This window comes from Flavobacterium sp. WC2509 (genome assembly GCF_052683105.1).
The window spans coordinates 2,354,423-2,373,338 of the sequence record NZ_JBQZFG010000001.1 but is presented as its reverse complement, the minus strand read 5'-3'; the positions used below and the strand labels follow the sequence as shown (position 1 = coordinate 2,373,338).

The 18,916-nt window shown below is 33.6% G+C and carries 24 protein-coding genes; 8 read left to right on the top strand and 16 right to left on the bottom strand.

What is annotated here, in order from left to right; translation table 11 throughout:
* Window positions 1-67: 67 nt before the first annotated feature.
* Both ACUN3A_RS09960 and ACUN3A_RS09955 read right to left on the bottom strand, forming a co-directional pair.
* A complete protein-coding gene (locus ACUN3A_RS09960; RefSeq protein ID WP_445551141.1) occupies window positions 68-553 on the bottom strand; it encodes a methylated-DNA--[protein]-cysteine S-methyltransferase in 486 nt (161 codons plus the stop codon).
* Window positions 546-1,436 carry a LysR family transcriptional regulator gene (locus ACUN3A_RS09955; RefSeq protein WP_445551140.1) on the bottom strand — a complete coding sequence of 297 codons (891 nt, stop codon included), beginning with the start codon at window positions 1,434-1,436 and terminating at the stop codon, window positions 546-548. The genes ACUN3A_RS09960 and ACUN3A_RS09955 overlap by 8 nt, the downstream gene beginning before the upstream one ends.
* A gap of 88 nt (window positions 1,437-1,524) precedes the next feature.
* On the opposite strand from ACUN3A_RS09955, the gene ACUN3A_RS09950 reads away from it, so the two are divergent.
* A complete protein-coding gene (locus ACUN3A_RS09950) occupies window positions 1,525-2,148 on the top strand; it encodes a class I SAM-dependent methyltransferase (protein ID WP_445551139.1) in 624 nt (207 codons plus the stop codon).
* A gap of 11 nt (window positions 2,149-2,159) precedes the next feature.
* On the top strand, window positions 2,160-2,867 hold the full coding sequence (locus tag ACUN3A_RS09945; protein WP_445551138.1) for a class I SAM-dependent methyltransferase: 708 nt from the start codon (window positions 2,160-2,162) through the stop codon (window positions 2,865-2,867).
* A gap of 165 nt (window positions 2,868-3,032) precedes the next feature.
* On the opposite strand, the gene ACUN3A_RS09940 is transcribed toward ACUN3A_RS09945, so the two are convergent.
* From ACUN3A_RS09940 to ACUN3A_RS09875, 14 genes are all read right to left on the bottom strand, one after another.
* On the bottom strand, window positions 3,033-3,416 hold the full coding sequence (locus ACUN3A_RS09940; protein ID WP_445551137.1) for a c-type cytochrome: 384 nt from the start codon (window positions 3,414-3,416) through the stop codon (window positions 3,033-3,035).
* Window positions 3,417-3,423: 7 nt separating this feature from the next.
* Window positions 3,424-4,422 carry a porphobilinogen synthase gene (gene hemB / locus ACUN3A_RS09935; RefSeq protein ID WP_445551136.1) on the bottom strand — a complete coding sequence of 333 codons (999 nt, stop codon included), beginning with the start codon at window positions 4,420-4,422 and terminating at the stop codon, window positions 3,424-3,426.
* A gap of 119 nt (window positions 4,423-4,541) precedes the next feature.
* Window positions 4,542-5,429: a fructose bisphosphate aldolase gene (locus tag ACUN3A_RS09930; RefSeq protein WP_445552830.1), complete on the bottom strand. Its 888-nt coding sequence runs from the start codon at window positions 5,427-5,429 to the stop codon at window positions 4,542-4,544.
* Between the two features lie 93 nt (window positions 5,430-5,522).
* Window positions 5,523-6,425, bottom strand: coding sequence for an oxygen-dependent coproporphyrinogen oxidase (hemF, locus tag ACUN3A_RS09925; protein WP_445551135.1), 903 nt, complete (start codon window positions 6,423-6,425; stop codon window positions 5,523-5,525).
* Window positions 6,415-6,804, bottom strand: a complete 390-nt coding sequence (locus tag ACUN3A_RS09920; protein ID WP_445551134.1) for a hypothetical protein — start codon at window positions 6,802-6,804, stop codon at window positions 6,415-6,417. Before ACUN3A_RS09920 ends, hemF begins: the two co-directional genes overlap by 11 nt.
* Window positions 6,805-6,881: 77 nt before the next feature.
* The gene (gene hemE, locus ACUN3A_RS09915) at window positions 6,882-7,907 is read right to left on the bottom strand and encodes a uroporphyrinogen decarboxylase (protein ID WP_445551133.1); all 1,026 of its coding nucleotides are present in this window, start codon (window positions 7,905-7,907) and stop codon (window positions 6,882-6,884) included.
* A gap of 83 nt (window positions 7,908-7,990) precedes the next feature.
* On the bottom strand, window positions 7,991-8,641 hold the full coding sequence (locus ACUN3A_RS09910; RefSeq protein WP_445551132.1) for a uroporphyrinogen-III synthase: 651 nt from the start codon (window positions 8,639-8,641) through the stop codon (window positions 7,991-7,993).
* A 16-nt stretch (window positions 8,642-8,657) separates the two neighbouring features.
* Window positions 8,658-9,584, bottom strand: coding sequence for a hydroxymethylbilane synthase (gene hemC, locus ACUN3A_RS09905; RefSeq protein WP_445551131.1), 927 nt, complete (start codon window positions 9,582-9,584; stop codon window positions 8,658-8,660).
* Between the two features lie 164 nt (window positions 9,585-9,748).
* A complete protein-coding gene (locus ACUN3A_RS09900; RefSeq protein ID WP_445551130.1) occupies window positions 9,749-10,153 on the bottom strand; it encodes a GxxExxY protein in 405 nt (134 codons plus the stop codon).
* A gap of 145 nt (window positions 10,154-10,298) precedes the next feature.
* Complete coding sequence (gene hemA, locus ACUN3A_RS09895; RefSeq protein ID WP_445551129.1) at window positions 10,299-11,603, bottom strand: glutamyl-tRNA reductase; 1,305 nt, start codon at window positions 11,601-11,603, stop codon at window positions 10,299-10,301.
* 369 nt (window positions 11,604-11,972) lie between these two features.
* On the bottom strand, window positions 11,973-12,563 hold the full coding sequence (locus tag ACUN3A_RS09890; protein WP_445551128.1) for a hypothetical protein: 591 nt from the start codon (window positions 12,561-12,563) through the stop codon (window positions 11,973-11,975).
* A gap of 18 nt (window positions 12,564-12,581) precedes the next feature.
* Window positions 12,582-13,016: a hypothetical protein gene (locus ACUN3A_RS09885; RefSeq protein ID WP_445551127.1), complete on the bottom strand. Its 435-nt coding sequence runs from the start codon at window positions 13,014-13,016 to the stop codon at window positions 12,582-12,584.
* 132 nt (window positions 13,017-13,148) lie between these two features.
* Entirely contained in the window at window positions 13,149-13,988 is an 840-nt protein-coding gene (locus tag ACUN3A_RS09880; protein WP_445551126.1) for a DUF5777 family beta-barrel protein, read from the bottom strand.
* Window positions 13,989-14,013: 25 nt separating this feature from the next.
* Window positions 14,014-14,403 (bottom strand): hypothetical protein, encoded by a 390-nt coding sequence (locus ACUN3A_RS09875; protein WP_445551125.1) that lies wholly within the window; start codon window positions 14,401-14,403, stop codon window positions 14,014-14,016.
* A gap of 156 nt (window positions 14,404-14,559) precedes the next feature.
* Between ACUN3A_RS09875 and ACUN3A_RS09870 the strand changes: the two genes are divergently transcribed.
* The 6 genes from ACUN3A_RS09870 (at window position 14,560) to ACUN3A_RS09845 (ending at window position 18,914) form a co-directional block, all read left to right on the top strand.
* Window positions 14,560-14,928: a hypothetical protein gene (locus tag ACUN3A_RS09870; RefSeq protein ID WP_445551124.1), complete on the top strand. Its 369-nt coding sequence runs from the start codon at window positions 14,560-14,562 to the stop codon at window positions 14,926-14,928.
* Window positions 14,925-15,476 (top strand): YceI family protein, encoded by a 552-nt coding sequence (locus tag ACUN3A_RS09865; RefSeq protein ID WP_445551123.1) that lies wholly within the window; start codon window positions 14,925-14,927, stop codon window positions 15,474-15,476. Before ACUN3A_RS09870 ends, ACUN3A_RS09865 begins: the two co-directional genes overlap by 4 nt.
* A gap of 93 nt (window positions 15,477-15,569) precedes the next feature.
* The gene (locus ACUN3A_RS09860; protein ID WP_445551122.1) at window positions 15,570-16,112 is read left to right on the top strand and encodes a YceI family protein; all 543 of its coding nucleotides are present in this window, start codon (window positions 15,570-15,572) and stop codon (window positions 16,110-16,112) included.
* Between the two features lie 136 nt (window positions 16,113-16,248).
* Window positions 16,249-17,115: a helix-turn-helix transcriptional regulator gene (locus tag ACUN3A_RS09855; protein WP_445551121.1), complete on the top strand. Its 867-nt coding sequence runs from the start codon at window positions 16,249-16,251 to the stop codon at window positions 17,113-17,115.
* A gap of 192 nt (window positions 17,116-17,307) precedes the next feature.
* A complete protein-coding gene (gene hemH / locus ACUN3A_RS09850) occupies window positions 17,308-18,321 on the top strand; it encodes a ferrochelatase (RefSeq protein WP_445551120.1) in 1,014 nt (337 codons plus the stop codon).
* A gap of 38 nt (window positions 18,322-18,359) precedes the next feature.
* Window positions 18,360-18,914 carry a CopD family protein gene (locus tag ACUN3A_RS09845; protein ID WP_445551119.1) on the top strand — a complete coding sequence of 185 codons (555 nt, stop codon included), beginning with the start codon at window positions 18,360-18,362 and terminating at the stop codon, window positions 18,912-18,914.
* The last annotated feature ends 2 nt before the right edge of the window (window positions 18,915-18,916 follow it).

Here is an 18,916-nt window from a genome sequence, read left to right as displayed (position 1 = left end):
TAGTAATTGGGTCTTCTTTATTAGCAAAATGAACAGAATAAAACCATATAAATTAGTTTTTGTTTACTTAGAATAAACTCTGCTGCGTTGTAGGATTTTCGAGTTCTAGTAACCACTTTTTTCGCCATAGTCCCCCTGCATAACCAGTGAGCGAACCATCAGTCCCGATAACTCGGTGACAAGGAACAGCAATCCAAAGCGGGTTTTTCCCATTGGCGGAAGCGACAGCGCGAATCGCTTTGACATCTCCTAATTTTTTAGACAATTCCAAATAGCTCATTGTTTTACCAAAAGGAATTTCAAGTAAACCTTTCCATACTTTTTGTTGAAAATCTGTTCCTTTTGGGTTGAGTTTGAAATCAAAATCGGCTCTTTTCCCTTCAAAATAATCATTGAGTTGGGAAACAGCCTCCCGTAAAATTACAGGAATTTCATTTGATATTTCTCCTTCATCCAATATTGAAATTACAGAAATACCATTTTCATCACCTGTAATTTGGGCGATTCCTAATGGTGTTTTAAAATATGCTGTAGCTTTATCGTTACTATTCATTTTCAAGTTTTTGTTGCATTAGAAATTGTATCGCTGCTTTCGAAATTTCTGATTGGCTTCCTTTTGGCGTAGCCAATAAAATATGAGTAAAAAGAAACCTCCTTTTGATTTCTACGTATTCCAATTCAGGATAATTATAGTTTTTCATAATCGCAGTTGGAACAATCGAAATACCTAAACCGTTCTTAACTAATTGGATAATCGACGAAATATTATTGGATTCATGCACCACTTTTGGCACAAAACCATATTGAGCACAAATTTGCAATAAAACATCGTAAAAATAAGGCGCATAATCTTTATTAAAAAATACAAAAGTTGCTTCTTTCAATTTTTCGAGTTCCTCTTCGGCTGTAATATTATATTTATTCCGATTAAATACAATAGAAAAACTGTCTTTGAACCATAATTGAGAATCAATTTTTGAGGAATACAAAGGCGCACGAATGATTCCAAAGTCAATTTTTCCTTCTTCCAAAGCTGCAATTTGTTTGACAGTCGGCACTTCATAAAGTCGAAAATTAACAAAAGGATATTTATCAGATAAAAATTCCAACAGCTTCGAGATATGTCCCGAAAAAGTAGAACTCACATAAGCGATTCGAAACTCCCCGCTTTTATTTTCGCTAATTTTTTTGGCAGTCAAATTAATTCGCTCCAAATTTTGAACCAATTCCTGAATTTCTTTTTGGTAATATTTTCCCGCATCAGTAAGTATTACGCGTTTGTTGTTGCGCTCAAAAAGTTGTGCCCCAATTTCGGTTTCCAATTCTTTGATTTGGCGACTCAACGGCGGTTGAGAAATAAACAACTTATCGGCAGCACGAACAAAGCTTAATTCTTCGGCTAATTTTAAGAAATATTTTAAATGACGTAATTCCATAAATACCTTTTAAGTATTAATAATTGACAAATTAAGTATTTTTAAGTCATATATAAAAATTTTAAGTTTGTAATGTAAAAAGAAATTCATGGAACAGAATTGGAAAGACAAATGGGATGAAAGATATAGTAATCAAGAGTTTGCTTATGGAGAAGCGCCTAATGAATATGTCAAAAAAAAATTAAATAAACTAAAGCCAGGAACTATTCTTTTCCCCGCAGAAGGAGAAGGTCGTAACGCGGTTTATGCGGCCAAACTTGGCTGGACTGTTTTTGCATTTGATATTAGTATTGAAGGAAAAAAGAAAGCATTACAACTTGCTCAATCTAACAATACAACGATTGACTATCAAGTTGGCGAATTAGAAACAATGCATTACGAAGAAAATCAGTTTGATGCTATTGCTCTTATTTATGCTCATTTTCCTGCTGCTGTTAAATCTCATTATCACAAGATTCTTGATACTTATTTGCGAAAAGGGGGAGTAATTATTTTTGAAGCCTTTAGCAAAAACCATCTTAATTATGTTCTAAAGGACGAAAAAGTTGGAGGTCCAAAAGATATTGAATCTTTATTCTCTATTGAAGAAATACAATTAGATTTTCCAGATTATGCTTTTGAAGAATTGGCAGAAATGGAAATTGAACTTAATGAAGGCCTATTCCACAATGGGAAAGGTTCCGTAATACGATTTGTGGGAAGAAAAAAATAAAATTTACAACTATGAAAAAGTCAACAGTAACCGAAATCAAAGAACGTTTTGATAATGATGTCGAACGTTTTGCAAATTTAGAAACAGGCCAAGTCGCCACTATGGATGCTCAAATTTCATTAGAGCTTTTAACTTCGGCAGCAAAAGCCATTAAACCAAAAGCCACAACTGTTTTGGATATTGGCTGCGGAGCTGGTAATTATACTTTGAAAATGCTTTCTAAAACACCTAATTTGAATGCAACTTTGATCGATTTGAGTCAGAATATGTTGGACAAAGCTCACGAACGTGTTACAGAAGCTACAACTGGAAAAGTCGAAACCATTCAGGGCGATATTCGTGATATACAATTGCCGCAACATCATTTTGACATCATCTTGGCGGGTGCCGTTTTGCATCATTTAAGAGAAGATGCTGATTGGGAATTTGTCTTTCAGAAATTATTTGATAGTTTAACGGTTGGAGGCTGTTTATTGATTTCGGATTTGTTGATTCAGGATCACGAGGGAGTAAATCAATTGATTTGGAATAGATATGGTGAATATTTGGCTCAACACGGAGGCGAAGAATACCAAAAGAAAGTTTTTGATTATATCGAAAAAGAAGACACACCGAGATCGATGACCTATCAATTGGATTTAATGAAAAAAGTAGGTTTTTCGAGTGTTGAAATATTACACAAAAATGCTTGCTTTGGTGCTTTTGGGGGGATTAAATAGTAACCGCAAAGTTCACAAAGGGTTTATAAAAAAGCAAAAACCATCTCTTAATCGAGATGGTTTTTTGTATCCTAAATTTTCTAGCCCCGATGGGAACGGCATCCTCTTGTGGCGGGGTTCGCCGCAAGAGATATAGTGGACAGCGGGATTAGCTCCTGAAAATTATTATTTCAAATTGGAATTTATATAAGCTTCAACAGCTTTTAATTCTTCGTCTGAAAAAGTTTTGGTGATTGCTAAATTGGCTTGCATTACAGCAAATTGTTCAGGATCGACAATCGCTTCGCTTTCGCCTTTAAGGAAATTAACCATATTTCCACTTTTCTCTTTATAGATTTTGGCAATTTCTTGAATACTTGGTCCAATCACTTTTTGATCCACTTGATGACAAGCGACGCAATTCCCTTTTCCTTCGAAAATTTCTTTTCCTAGCGCTTCTGGAGTTTGAACTTCAGTAGTCGTTTCAGTAGGTTTTCCAAATGATTCATTACTTTCTTTCTTGCAAGAAAACGCAAGAACTGCAATAGCTATTAGTGCTAGTTGTTTCATATCGTTATTATTTTTGGTTCAGGATTATAGCAGCTTCTTTGGCAAAATAAGTCGAAATTAGACTGGCTCCCGCTCTTTTGATGCACATTAATTGTTCCATCATAATTTTGTCATTGTCAAGCCATCCTCTTTCGGCAGCGGCTTTGATCATCGCATATTCTCCCGAAACATGAAAAACAGTTACCGGAACATTCACAGCATTTTTTACTTCGCGAACGATATCCAAATAGGCAATTCCAGGTTTTACCATGACCATATCGGCACCTTCTTCGACATCCCAAACGGCTTCTTTAATTGCTTCTATGCGATTGGCATAATCCATTTGGTACGTTTTTTTATCTTTTGGAACAACAACATCCGCTTCTCTTGGCGCACTGTCTAAAGCATCGCGGAAAGGACCGTAAAACGCTGATGCATATTTAGCCGAATAACTCATGATTCCCACGTTGTGGAAACCTGCAGCGTCTAATCCTTGGCGCAAGCGCAAAACGCGACCGTCCATCATATCGGATGGGGCAACGAAATCGGCACCTGCTTCAGCATGAGAAACTGCCATTTTTACCAAAGCATCGTTGGTAGAGTCGTTTTCTACATCGCCATTCGCAATAATTCCGTCGTGGCCATAAATAGAATATGGATCGAGAGCCACATCTGGCATAACAATCATTTCTGGACAAGTTGTTTTGATAGCGCGAATAGCTTGTTGCATCAATCCGTCTTTGTTCCAAGCTTCTTTACCTGTATTGTCTTTTAAATTCTCACTTACTTTTACATAGATATTTACTGCGCGAATACCTAAAGCGAATAATTCTTTGACTTCTTCCACCGTTAAATCTATCGAACGACGAAAAATTCCTGGCATCGAAGGGATTGCAACATTTACATTTTCGCCCTCTGCAATAAACATAGGAAACATAAAATCGGATGGGCTTAAAGTAGTTTCGCGAACTAATGAACGAATGGATTCGTTTACGCGTAATCTTCTACCTCTGTGTAATGGGAACATAATTATTTTAGATTTTTGATTGCTGATTTTAGATTTTTGATTGTGTAGTACTTCAGATATTCTGAAATCACAAATCGCTAATCGACAATCCAATTTATTAAAATTTTAATATTTTATTTTTATGTAATTGAAGCTGAATAAATCTCTTTAATGGTTTTACCAAGCTTGTTATTAAAATCAATATCAGACTGACCAGCAGAAAGTCCCTCAGAAAGCGCTCTGGAAAAACTTGCTATCAATCCGTGGTTTTGCGCCAGTTTAGCATTGGCTTCTTCTTCTGAATATCCTCCAGACAATGCCACAACACGCACAACATGCGGATCAGACATCAGCTCTTTGTAAAAATCATTTACTGTTGGGATAGACAATTTCAGCATCACTTTAACATCTTTATCCAGTAAACTAAGTTGTTTCTTGATTTCTTCTTTTAGAATTTCTTCTGACTTTTCTTTATCAGTGCTGTAAATATCGACTTCAGGCTCAATGATTGGGACAAGTCCTTTTTCGAAGATTTGTAGGCCAACTTTAAATTGTTGTTCCACCACTCCACGAATTCCTTCGGTATTTACTTCTTTAATAACAGAACGCATCTTAGTCCCAAAAATATTTTTTTCTACTGCTCGAGTTAGCAATTCATCCAAATTAGGAATGGGTTTCATCAACTGTACGCCATTAACAAGATCACCTAAACCTTTGTCTACTTTTAAAAACGGAACTATATTTTTCTTCTCCCACAAATAATCAGCCGTATCTTGTCCGTCAATCTTGCGATCCATGGTGTTTTCAAACAAAATAGCTCCTAATATATACTCACTGTCAAAAGCAGGACTCTTGATTATTCGGGTTCTCATTTCATGTACAAGTGTGTACATTTCTTCATCATTCGTAAAACTGTTTTCTTGCACTCCGTATTGTGCCAGCGCTTTTGGTGTACTTCCGCCACTTTGATCTAATGCTGCAATAAATCCTTGACCGGAATGCATACGATCTAATTGTGCAATGTTCATTTCTCTCTTTTCCATAATAATGAAATTTAGTTACTATAAATATTTTGCGTGTGCATCCCAAAAAACGGCTATAAAAACACTAAATAAATTACTTTAGATCCATTCTCGGGGATTTTCTAACACATTTACTAATTTCTCTTCTTCACTTCCTGCTTCCGGATGATGATCGTAAACCCATTGCACATTCGGCGGTAAGCTCATCAGGATACTTTCTATCCTTCCATTGGTTTTTAATCCAAATAAAGTGCCTTTGTCATGCACCAAGTTGAATTCTACATAACGGCCTCGACGAATTTCTTGCCACGTTCTGTTTTCGGCAGTGTATGGAAGGTTTTTTCTTTTTTCGACTATTGGAACGTAGGCTTCTAAGAAACTATTTCCAACTTCAGTAACAAAGTTAAACCAATTTTCCATTGACATCGTATCGGTTGCTTTGCAATAATCGAAAAACAAACCACCAATTCCACGGGCTTCGTTTCTGTGTGCATTCCAAAAATAAGTATCACATTGTTTTTTATATTTTGGATAAAACTCTGGATTGTGTTTGTCACAAGCGGTTTTACACGTTTGATGAAAATGTACTGCATCTTCTTCAAATAAATAATAAGGGGTTAAATCTTGTCCGCCACCAAACCATTGCTGAATCACGTTTCCATTGTCATCGTACATTTCAAAATAACGCCAATTGGCGTGAACTGTCGGTACCATTGGATTTTTTGGATGCAAAACCAAACTCAAACCGCAGGCAAAAAAATCGGCTTCTCCTACGTTGAATAACTTTTGCATTGAATCCGGCAATTTTCCGTGTACCGCCGAAATGTTGACACCGCCTTTTTCGAAAACTTTTCCGTTTTCGATTACGCGGGTTCTTCCTCCCCCACCTTCTGGGCGTTCCCAAAGATCTTCACGGAATTTGACTTGACCGTCAACAGCTTCTAATCCTGCTACTATTTGGTCTTGAAGGTTTTGTATGTATTGGTAAAATTTATTTTTCATTAGAAATTTGCTTTACAGCAGCTATTTTATTTAAAATTCCAAACGAAAAGACCTTACTTTCCTGTTGGATATAATTGTAAATCGCAATGGCTTTTTGTGAAAAATTAAACTGCCTTTCTTTGGAAATATCGACTAAAAAATCAGCAAATAATTCCAACTGATTCCAATCGAGATGAAGACGCTGTAAATGAACAATCAATTCGTCTTCCTTGAAATTATTAAGACTTTCGACAGTCATCGCTAAATCTTTTAAGTCATTTTCAAGAAGTAGAATGTCTTCTAAATTCCAAAACTTAGGCACATAAACCAATGACATCAGCTTTTTGAGCACGTTGTCAATTCGAATACTTTCTTGGTCTCGTAAGCCTTTGTTTAGCATTTTTTTATTGGTTATTGGTTGGCGGTTGATAGTTGATAGTGATTTTCCAACAACCATCAACTATCAACCGACAACTATTAGTTCCCGTATTCCTTCACCGCATCAATAAATGCTTTGGCGTGGTCTACAGGAATAGTTGGTAAAATTCCATGACCAAGGTTTACGATGTATTTATCTTTTCCGAATTCGTCAATCATTTCGTGTACCATTTTTTTGATAGTTGGAATTGGCGAAAATAAACGACTTGGATCGAAATTTCCTTGTAGAGTAATGTTTCCACCAGACAAATAACGAGCATTTCTAGGCGAACATGTCCAATCTACACCAAGTGCAGACGCTTTACTTTTTCCCATGTCGTTTAAAGCAAACCAACATCCTTTTCCGAAAACAATTACTGGAGTTACCTCAGCCAATGCTTCAATGATTTGGTTGATGTATTTCCATGAGAATTCTTGATAATCTACAGGAGACAACATTCCTCCCCAAGAATCAAAAATTTGAACAGCATCAACTCCTGCTTTTACTTTTTCTAATAAATATAAAATAGTCGTATCAGTGATTTTCTGTAATAAAGTATGAGATGCTACTGGATTAGTGAAACAAAATGCTTTGGCAGTATCAAAACTTTTAGAACCTTTTCCTTCCACAGCATAACAGAAAATTGTCCAAGGTGAACCTGCAAAACCAATCAAAGGAACCTCATCGTTCAACATTTCTTTGGTCAATTTGACTGCATCGAAAACATAACCTAAAGTTTCATTTACATCAGGAACATAAACCTGATTCACTTGTTCCATCGTACGAATTGGGTCTGGAATAATTGGTCCCAAATTGTCTTTCAATTCTACGTGAATTCCCATCGCTCTTGGCACTACCAAAATATCTGAAAACAAAATAGCAGCATCAGGTGCAATTCGACGAATGGGTTGAACGGTAATTTCAGCAGCTAATTCAGGGGTTTCACAACGCGTAAAAAAATCATATTTATCGCGTAAAGCTCTAAATTCCGGCAAATATCTTCCCGCTTGACGCATCATCCAAACTGGTGGACGTTGTACTGTTTCTCCTTTTAATGCTTTTAAAAATAGGTCGTTCTTTAACATTTTCTTTATTGCTTTAGGCTTTAAGCTCAAGGCTTTAAGCGTTTATTGTTTTTAAATTTTGCATATTGCTTAAAGCTTTCTGCTTATAGCGTTTCAATTACTGATTCAATCACATCTTCAACTGATGGTTGTTCTGCGATGACAATATTTTTAGTTTTATTTTCTAATGCTGATGCAGTGGTTTCGCCAATACAAAAACAAACTTCTTTTTTGATTGTGTTTTCTTTTAAATAACTTTCAACACCTGAAGGACTAAAAAACAAAATCGCCTCTACTGAATCCTTTATTTTATGAGGTGTTAATGTAGTTTCGTAAACTTCGATTTCATTAAATACTACTCCTGCTTCTTTTAAAGCGTTTGGTAATGTATCTCTGCGTTTATTTCCGCTAAAAAAAGTAAAGCATTCGGAGTTGTAAATCAAAGTGATGATTTCTGCTAAATCAGATGCATAACCAGTGTACGCTACTACGTCAAATCCATTTTCTGAAAGTAATATTTTGGTCTTTAACCCAACACAATATACTTTTTTAGTTTTTAGTTTTTCCAATTCTGGATGTTGTAAAACACTTTCAACCCCATTTTGACTACTAAAAATCAAACTATCGTTTATGTTTTTTAAATCAAAAGATTTGATTTTTGTTGAAATAAAATCACTTTCGATGCAATCAAAACCAGCGTCAATTAGTGCTTTTTTTTGGTATTCAGCAAGTATTTTGGTAGAGAGTATTTTCATGTTTTGGAAGACCAATTTATTTTTTTAAAGCAGCTTTTATAGAAGCCATCAATTCAGCTCCACCATTATCTAATATTTCTTTAGCACAATTGAAACCTAATTTTTTCCATTCTTCAACAGGAACAACTTTTTCGATTTCTAATTTCTGTTTTCCATCAATAGCTAACAAAATACCTTTGAAAGTAAAAGTATCTTCTAATTCACAATAAGTGGCCAATGCTCCAATAGGCGCTGTACAACCTCCTTCAAGAGTTTTTAGAAATTGTCTTTCTATATGTGTACAAACTTCTGTTTCGACATCATTAAGTTGCGAAACGGCATCTAGTGTATAATCATCATTTGCCATAGCGACAACAACCATTGCCCCTTGAGCTGGCGCTGGAATCATCCAATCCAGATCAATAAAATCGGTCGGTTTCAAGTTGATTCTTTCTAAACCTGCAGCTGCAAAAACGGCTCCACTCCAATCGTTGTCCTTTAGTTTTTGCATTCTGGAATTTACGTTTCCACGTAAATCAACGACACTATGATTTGGGTATTTATTGAGCCACATTGCTTGACGACGCAAACTTCCTGTAGCGATAGTTGCGTTTGATTCTAAAAAATCAAGATTTCCTTTATGCACCAAAATATCCAAAGTATTGGCTCTTTCCAGAACCGCCGATTGAACAATACCAATAGGCAAAGCCGTTGGCACATCTTTCATAGAATGTACAGCAATATCTACATCACCATTAATCATGGCAACATCTAATGTTTTAGTAAAAATTCCAGTGATTCCGAGTTCGTAAAGTGGTTTATCAAGAATAATATCACCTTGAGATTTTACGGCAATAATTTCGGTTTTATAGCCTAAATCGTTTAATTTTTTTTCTACGGTATGCGCTTGCCAAAGTGCTAATTCGCTATCGCGGGTTCCAATTCTGATTCTTTTTTCAGCCATTTTTTGTTTCTAAAACCAAGGTTTTTTATTTTTTCACCATTAAGATATTAAGTTAATTAAGCTAGACGTTGTAAAACATAAAGCTTAAATTGTCTCAACGATTTATAATGAAATTTTAAGCCATAAACTTAATTTTCTTAATATCTTAATGGTTCAATTTTTGTTTAATCTATCAATCTTGCAAAATAATCATTTACAAGAGGCTTCATTGATTTTGTTATATTTAAAGTGTTAAAATTAATTAATAACCCTTGAGGTCTTTGCAATAATTTCATATACGTAAGTAATTGTGCTTCGTGGATTGGCAAAAGGTTTTCTATAGCTTTTAATTCAACAACTATGCAATCATTAACAAGTAAATCAATTCTTAAATCAGATTCTAATTCAAGGTTATAATAATCTATTTTAACAACTAATTGTTGTTTAACATCGTATCCATTTTGTTCTAATTCATATTTAAGGCACTGCTCATAAATGCTCTCTAAAAGTCCCGGTCCTAAAGCTTTATGCACTTTTATCGCAAAACCTGTAATTTCATAAGCTAATTGTGTAACCTCTTTTTTTGTCATAGAACTTTTTTATTTTTCACCATTAAGATATTAAGTTTATTAAGACTGCTTTTATAAATACAAAACTTAATTTTTTTTAAATCTTAATGGTTCATTTTTTTTAGCCTCAAAACTTAATTTTCTTAATATCTTAATGGTTAAAATTTCATGACAAATTGATTTTGTATTTTTCTTCGATTTCAGAAGTAGTATTTTTTGGTGCCAATTGTCCAATTTGAAATATTTTCTCAATAAACTCAATACTTTCATCTACCGAAGTATTTTCGTCTTTCAAATGAGTAGCAAATTGATTGGTTATTTTTTGAATGATTCTAGCACTGATTAAATCAGCCTGTTCTTCATTAAAATTGGAAGTTTTTTTTCTTTGAAAAGCCAATTCACTTGCTACGATATCGCTTAATTTAGCTTTTAATGCGTGAATGGTTGGTGCGTATTTTCGACCATTCATCCAAATATTAAATTCTAATTTTATATCCTCGATAATCGCTTCGGCAGCAGGAATATGTTGCTTTCTTCTTTCTAGAGTATCGTCTGTCATTTGAGACAAATAATCCAAATGAATTAAAGTTACACCTTCAATTTGTTCAACATCCGGATTTACATTTCTTGGAATTGATAAATCCAAAATCAATAATGGTTTTTTCAAATTCAACAATGCTTTATCAATTGTTGGATTTTTAGCACCTGTAGCAACTACCAAAACATCAGTTTGTTGTAATTCTTCTTGTAAGTTGGCATAATCTTTTACAATAACATTGAGCTTTCCAGCCAATATTTCGGCTTTATTCTTCGTTCTGTTTACAAGAGTGATATGCCCGTTTTTAGTATGTTTTACTAAGTTTTCACAAGTATTTCTACCTATTTTTCCTGTTCCAAATAATAGAATATTTTTGTCTCCAATGTCTTCTACGTTTCGGATAATATATTGAACGGATGCAAACGAAACGGATGTTGCTCCAGAAGAAATTTCAGTATCTGTTTTAATTTTTTTACTCGCTTGAATTACCGAGTTTACTAAACGATCTAGAAAAGTGTTTACTAAATCTAGTGTTTTACTTTGATTGAAAGCGATTTTGATTTGGCTAATGATTTCAAAATCACCTAAAATTTGGCTATCCAAACCTGTCCCTACACGAAACATATGATTAACCGCTTCTTGATTTTTATATATGTAAGCTACTTCTCTAAATTCCTCTACAGTACCATTACTGTTGTCGCAAAGTAACTTGATTAACTCATAAGGATGATTGGCAAAACCATAAATTTCAGTTCTATTACAAGTAGAAGTGATAATTAATGATTCTATTCCTTCGGCTTTAGCTTGTTCCAATAAGGCAGATTGTGCAGTAGCATCTAAACTAAATTTTCCTCTAATTGTAGCATCTGCTTTTTTGTAACTTAAACCTAAAGCGTAAAAAGTGGTAGTTTTGGACATATTAAAATTTTCCATATTATACTTTCCTTAAAAAGTTTGACAAAATTATTACTAACTATTTTATAAAAACAACGCTAGAGGAACTTTTTATATCGCTACGGAATAAATTGATTCAAAATAGCAAATCTAAATAGTGTTTATTGCCATTTGTAATGAAATCAAGCCTTCAATACCTAGTTATGTAGATTTATTCTAAATAACCCTTTTGCTTTTGCTTTAAATTTTATGCGAAAAAATATCGCTTAGGGGGCAGAGAAGTATCCTTAAATTTATAAATCATTCACTTTCATATAAATAATTAACGAAAGTGCTGAAATTTTAAAGAAAACAACTTTTAAATAAAAAACGCTACCAAAAAAGCAGCGTTTTTTATAAACAACAAAATTATTTTTGAACGATTGGAGTTCTCAATGATTCTAAAACAGCAACAATATCAGTATAAAGTTCTGTATTTGAAGCAACACCATTTGCATTGGCAGCGGCACCAACATAACCTTCAAATTTAGTATAATCAGCACTACTGGATTTTGTTCCCATACGCTTGTTTATCGCTGGATCATGAGCGGCTACCATACTCAAACCAGAATAGGTATTTACAGCATTTGTTCCTCCGGTATTGAAAGAGAAGAAATCAGTTAAATTATCAGATAATTTAGCAATGTTTGTTGTTTGAGTACTTCCTGTTTCTGCTAAAAGTGGTGCAAAATGAGCTTGTAAATTCCCTGCTGCATTCGATTGAACATCTGCAACGATCAGTCCAATAGCTGAATTTACTACTTTACGAAAACTTAAACGCCCTTTTTCGATCATTTGTCCTGAATTATCAGGATCTGCTACCATTGCACTACCACCTAATCGATTGTATATTGATTCTTTGGCCATTGGTGCTGGATCTTCATCGTCATTGTTGCAAGATGTAAAAGTTGCCGATGCAACGATTAATACACTTAGTGTAATTTTAGAAAAATTTTTCATGATAATAAATATTAAAGGTTAATTAAAAATTTGATTTAATGATTTAGCTACTTTATAGGTAAAACTGTTTTGATCTATAGGACAAACTTCTTTATTTGCCAAATTTGCTGGCAAAATGTAACGTTGAGCATCATAATGTCCTTTGTTCATTAATTCGTTATACACTTTTTCAGAATTAGTGATTTTATTGTTGTGGAAATAAACCACCACATTTCTTTTGACAATTATTGAATCGGATGTCAATCCTTTAATAGATCTTAAATCTGCACAAATCTGTTTGGCTTTAGCAGAATCTATATTTGTTTTAAAATCGATTCTACTAACTTGTAGATTTGGACTTTCATAAACAGCAGGTTTGGCTGTAATAATATGGAAAAGCATAATGCCAATAAATAGCACGGCAACTGTTGATAATGTCCATAGCCCTCTTTTGATTATTTTTTTAGTTTTCATACCGATGATTTTAAAATTGATTTGACTTTAAAATGATATACGAGTGCTTTTTTAATTTGGTTTTATTTAAAAGGAAAAAACATCAATTTAGAATTGTTTTAAATACCGAAATCAATATCAAGTCAAATAACTTTAGAAAACTCTGGCCAGATTAAATCCAAAAAACACATCACCTTTTGACCAATCGCCCGTAGTTCTAGCCAAATATCCTGCTTCGTCAATACCTTGAGAATTGGTAAAGTGCATTTGAAAAACGTGACCTCCAGTTTCTAAATCAAACCCAATAGAAAACGGATTGTTATAAATAGAATTCGAAGCTCTATTTAAATGTGCAGCGTAATCCATATTTAACGACCAGCGTTTAGCGAATTTGTATCTCCCACCAAAACCTATAGCATATTGCGAATTATTTTGCGCTTCATTTTCGACAAAGTTTTCGTGAAAAAATGTCGGCACCAATTCTAACGACAACTTTTCAGAGAATTTTCTAGAAATCAATAATTGCGTTACATAAGTCAACCGATTCTCAAATTTTAATTCAGGATACACACTTTCCTTGAGCGTGTTGTTAATAGACAAACTGCTAAAACCAACAATGCAAACTGGAAAACCATCTTTTATTTGAGGAAACAAAGCATATTTTGCTGCAAAATCATAAGCAAATTGACTTCTGGCAGCACTTATATGAAGTCCGTTTGTTAATCCGTAAATGAATTTGATTTGAGTATTGGCATTATCCAATCCATAAAAACCCTCAAATCCATCTTGTATAGACCCAAATCGGTGCGCTACAACAAAGTACAAATCACCTTTTGCAGCCAGTTTTGTAGATTCTAGATTAACGATTTTTAGAGCTTTAAAGGCAGACGTTACTTTTTCTTTGGCAACAGGAGTGTCTATTCCAGCCAATAAATCGTCTTGAGAGTATGTCAATAAAGGAAATAAGAATAATAAGAGTAAAAGCTTTTTCATGATGTATGGTTTTGAGTTATTTTATTTAATGTGCTACTGAACTTTGGTCCATTTTAAATTCTCCCAGCAATTCATCGTATCCTAAAAAACGTCCTTTGATTTTTAGTTTTTTACCCGATGTGATGTTTTTTGGCAAACTGTCTTTGAAGGTTGCAAACACTTTTTCCCCTAAAACAATTCCTTTGCTTGCCACATCAACTGCCGATATTGTGGCTGTTAATTCAATAGTTTTATCTTGATATTTGACATAAGCCAAACTATCATTAGTCGTGAATTCTCTCTCCAATCCAGAAATAGTTACTACATAGTCAACTGTTTCTAAACTAATATCTCTGTGGGCTTTATACGTATAGAGATAAATCGGACTTGCAATTGCCACGGAAAACGAGATTCCTAGAAGTATTTTTTTTATCATGGCTAGTTTTTTGGTGTTTGAAGTATCTACGTTAAAAACAAACCTTTGGTTTTAAACTATAAATCTGCAGTCTAAAAAAACTATACCATTCATTTTACCGTATATGATTTAGAAATCCTTTTACGATTCTTTCATTTTAATTTAAAACCAATCACTATGAATGCGAAAACTCTTTTTGCCGTCTTGTCATTTTCTTCAGTCCTAGTGGGTTGTACCAATGACAATCCAAGTACGTTAATGGACGATACACCAATGATGGGCTTAACAACTTATAATCAAAATGTAAAACCCATCATTGACAACAATTGTGTAGTTTGTCACGCTGCTGTTCCTAAAAATGGAGCTCCGATGTCTTTAGTCACTTATGAGCAAGTGAAACAAGCAGTCTTAAATCGCGGATTACTGACCAGAATTTCATTAGAAAACGGAAATGGCTCCTTAATGCCTAGTGGTGGACCAAGAATGCCTCAAGCCACAATAGACATTATTATTAAATGGGAAAAAGAAGGATTATTAGAACAATGAAAAAAATCATACTCATAATCATGCTATCGTCTCCATTCATTGTCTTTTCGCAAGAAAAACTGATAACTAAATCAGGGACAATAATATTTGATGCTTCATTTCCTTCTTTTGACGAAGTCAGAGGAACCAACAGCAATGTCACTTTTGTTTTAAATCCAACAACAGGAGAAATTGCAAGCTTGGCTATAATGAAAGGGTTTCAGTTTGAAATCGCTTTGATGGAAGAACATTTCAATGAAAATTATATGGAAACGGATCAATATCCAAAAGCAATTTTTAGAGGACAAATAGAAGGATTTGATACTAACAATTTGACAGGGGAATATAAAGACTACATCATAAAAGGAAAATTGGAACTTCACGGTAAGTCTAAAGAGATAAATGCTAACGCAAGAATCAGTAAAACTGGCTCACGAATCACTATTTTTTCCAGCTTTCCTGTAAATACAAGTGATTTTAGCATCCCAATTCCTGCGCTTATTAAATACAAATTGGCTAGTAAGGTAAATATTAAAATTAGTGCTGTTTTGATACCTGACTTTAAGTAATAAAACTATAACAAGAATAACTGCTTTTTAATCATTATCAAATTACAAAACGTTCAATACCTATTGCCAGAAAAATAATTTAAAACTAAAATCATGAAAAAAATTATACTCTTAATAATGCTATGTATTTCAACTATTGGCACATCACAAGAAAAAATGATTAGCAAATCAGGTACGGTTACTTTTGAAGCTTCGGTTCCTTCTTTTGAAGAAGTTAAGGCAACCAATAATAGTGTAACTTTTGTTTTAAATCCAGTAACAGGAGAAATTGCCAGTTTGGCTATAATGAGAGGATTCCAGTTTAAAATTGCTTTGATGGAAGAACATTTCAATGAAAATTTTATTGAAAGTGACCAATATCCCAAAGCGATATTCAAAGGAAAAATTGATGCTTTTGATGTGAATAGTTTAACCGCGAATCCCAAAGATTTTATTATAAAAGGAAAGCTAGAACTTCACGGAATACCAAAAGATATAACCATTACCGCAAAAATTAGCAAAACGTCTTTAGTAATTAAAATGTCATCTAACTTCAGTGTAAACGCAAGCGACTTTAATATTGCAATACCAGCTGTTGTCAAAAACAAACTAGCCAATAAAGTTAATGTTCAAATGGCTACCAATTTTAAATATTAAAGAGACAAAACAATAAAGATTTTATAAATTTAGGAGCAAGTAAACGATAAACCATCAAAAAGATTTAATTTTGAAAGACCAATTATTCGTTTCAACAGAAACGACAATAACAATTTGAATAAAGTAAATCAACAAAATGGAGGAAGAAATAAAAATTGACGATGATTTTATTTTAATTCGTTTTCAAAATAACACCGATGAAATCATAACATTTCAACGTCCTGTTCAATTAGGCTTGATTCAGTTTCATTTTGGCTTGAAAGGAAATGCCAATTACATTTTCAATCAAGGAAATTACAACTTAAAACTCAATGAAGAGAAAGCGTTACTTTTTTATAATACTGAAAAAGAGCTGCCTTTGAATGTTGAAGTTGCTCCAAAAACATGGTTGATTTCTATATTTGTTTCCATCAAAAAATTTCACGGATTATTTACAACAGATGCTGAACATGTTCCATTCTTAAGCAAAGAAAACCAGGAAAAAAAATACTATAACGAAAGTAATATTAGTCCATCGATGGCGATTGTTTTGAATCAAATGTTTCATTACAATTTGAATCCATCTATAAAAAACTTGTATTATAAAGGCAAAGGGTACGAATTATTAAGTTTGTTTTTTAATCGAAGTGAAGATCCAAATGCCGAACAATGTCCATTTTTAGTAGATGAAGAAAATGTCTTAAAAATTAAAAAAGCCAAGGAAATCATCATCGCCAATATGGCCGAACCACCAGGTTTACAAGAATTAGCCGATCAAATTGGTTTGAATTTAAAGAAACTAAAAATGGGTTTCAAGCAAATTTATGGCGATACGGTTTATGGTTTTCTATTTGATTATAAAATGGATACTGCCCGAAAATTACTCGATAGCGGTTCCTACAATGTAAACGAAGTGGGTTTAAAAATTGGTTACAGCACTGGAAGTCATTTTATTGCTGCTTTCAAAAAGAAATTTGGAACAACTCCCAAAAAATATTTAATGTCGATTAATACTAATATTTAAAAAACTATCATTTTTAAATATTAAATCATAATAAAAAAATAACATTTATCATATTTCCAAAAAGTGAGTTTCTTTACTTTTGACGAAAATTAAAACCTATATATGAAATGAGCATAAACGTAAATTGGTAAAAACACCAATAGTTATTATGCGAATTACATTTGACCATTAAAAAACAACAAAAATCTGCAAATGAAAGGCGTATTATTAGTAAACTTAGGCTCTCCAGATAGTCCAACTCCAAAAGATGTAAAACCGTATTTAGACGAATTTTTAATGGATAAATACGTGATTGACGTTCCGTATTTGTTGCGTGCATTATTAGTTCGTGGTATTATTTTGCGAAAAAGACCTGAAGAATCAGCTCACGCTTACGCAAAAATTTGGTGGGACGAAGGTTCGCCTTTGGTAGTTCTTTCAGAAAGAATGCAGAAAAAAGTACAGCCTTTGGTAAATGTTCCTGTGGCACTGGCAATGCGTTACGGAAGTATGACTATAGAAAAAGGACTTCAGGAATTGCAAGACAAAGGAGTTACCGAAGTATTGCTTTTTCCGTTGTATCCTCAATATGCAATGGCTTCAACTTTGACGATTTTAGTGAAAGCAGAAGAAATTCGCAAGAAGAAATTTCCTCAAATGACCTTTACGGATGTTCCTGCGTTTTATAACAAACCTGATTACATTCAAAATCTGGCTAATTCAATGAAAAAGCATTTAGAAGGTTTTGATTATGACCATTTACTATTCTCTTATCATGGAATTCCAGAGCGTCACATTCGTAAAACAGACGTAACCAAATCACATTGCAAAATCGATGGTTCTTGTTGCAACACACCTTCGCCAGCACACGATTTTTGCTACCGTCATCAATGTTATGAAACGACCAAACAAGTCATAAAATTATTAGGCATTCCCGAACGTAAATACAGTTTGACTTTTCAATCCAGATTAGCTGGTGACAAATGGCTGGAACCTTATACCGATATAGAAATCAACAAAATGCCTGCGAAAGGAATTAAAAGTTTAGCAGTGGTAACGCCTGCTTTTGTTTCGGATTGTTTAGAAACATTAGAAGAAATCGCCATGCGCGCCAAAGAAGATTTTGAAGAAAATGGAGGAGAAGATTTCTTAGCAATTCCTTGTTTGAATGATGATGATGAATGGTGTGAGACAGTAGGAAATTGGATTAACGAGTGGGCTAAATAGAAAACAGAATAAAGAGTAAAGAAAAAAGACATTAATAAATGGAAGTCTACAACTACCTTAAATCCCTGCACCTCATCTTTGTTATTACTTGGTTTGCAGGTCTTTTTTATATCGTTCGTTTGTTTGTCTATCAAATTGAAGCCAACGATAAACCTTCGCCAGAAAAAGAAATTTTGCAAAAACAATACAAGATAATGACGTATCGATTATGGTACATTATTACTTGGCCAAGTGCTATTTTAGCAAGTTTTTTTGCATTTTGGATGTTGTTTTTTACTCCAATGGGAAATGCTTGGTTGCAAATGCCTTGGATGCATGTTAAACTTTGTTTTGTATTTTTATTGTATTTATATCATTTAAAGTGCCAGCAAATTTTTAGCCAATTACAAAGAGACGAAGTAAAATACACCACTAATTTTATGCGTTTGTGGAATGAAGGTGCTACAATAATATTATTTGCAGTCGTTTTTTTAGTAGTTTTAAAAAATGCCGTAAATTGGATCTACGGTGTAATCGGAATTTTTATATTTTCGATTACTATTATGCTTGGTTTTAAATTTTATAAAAGAATTAGAGAGCGAAATAAATCATAATC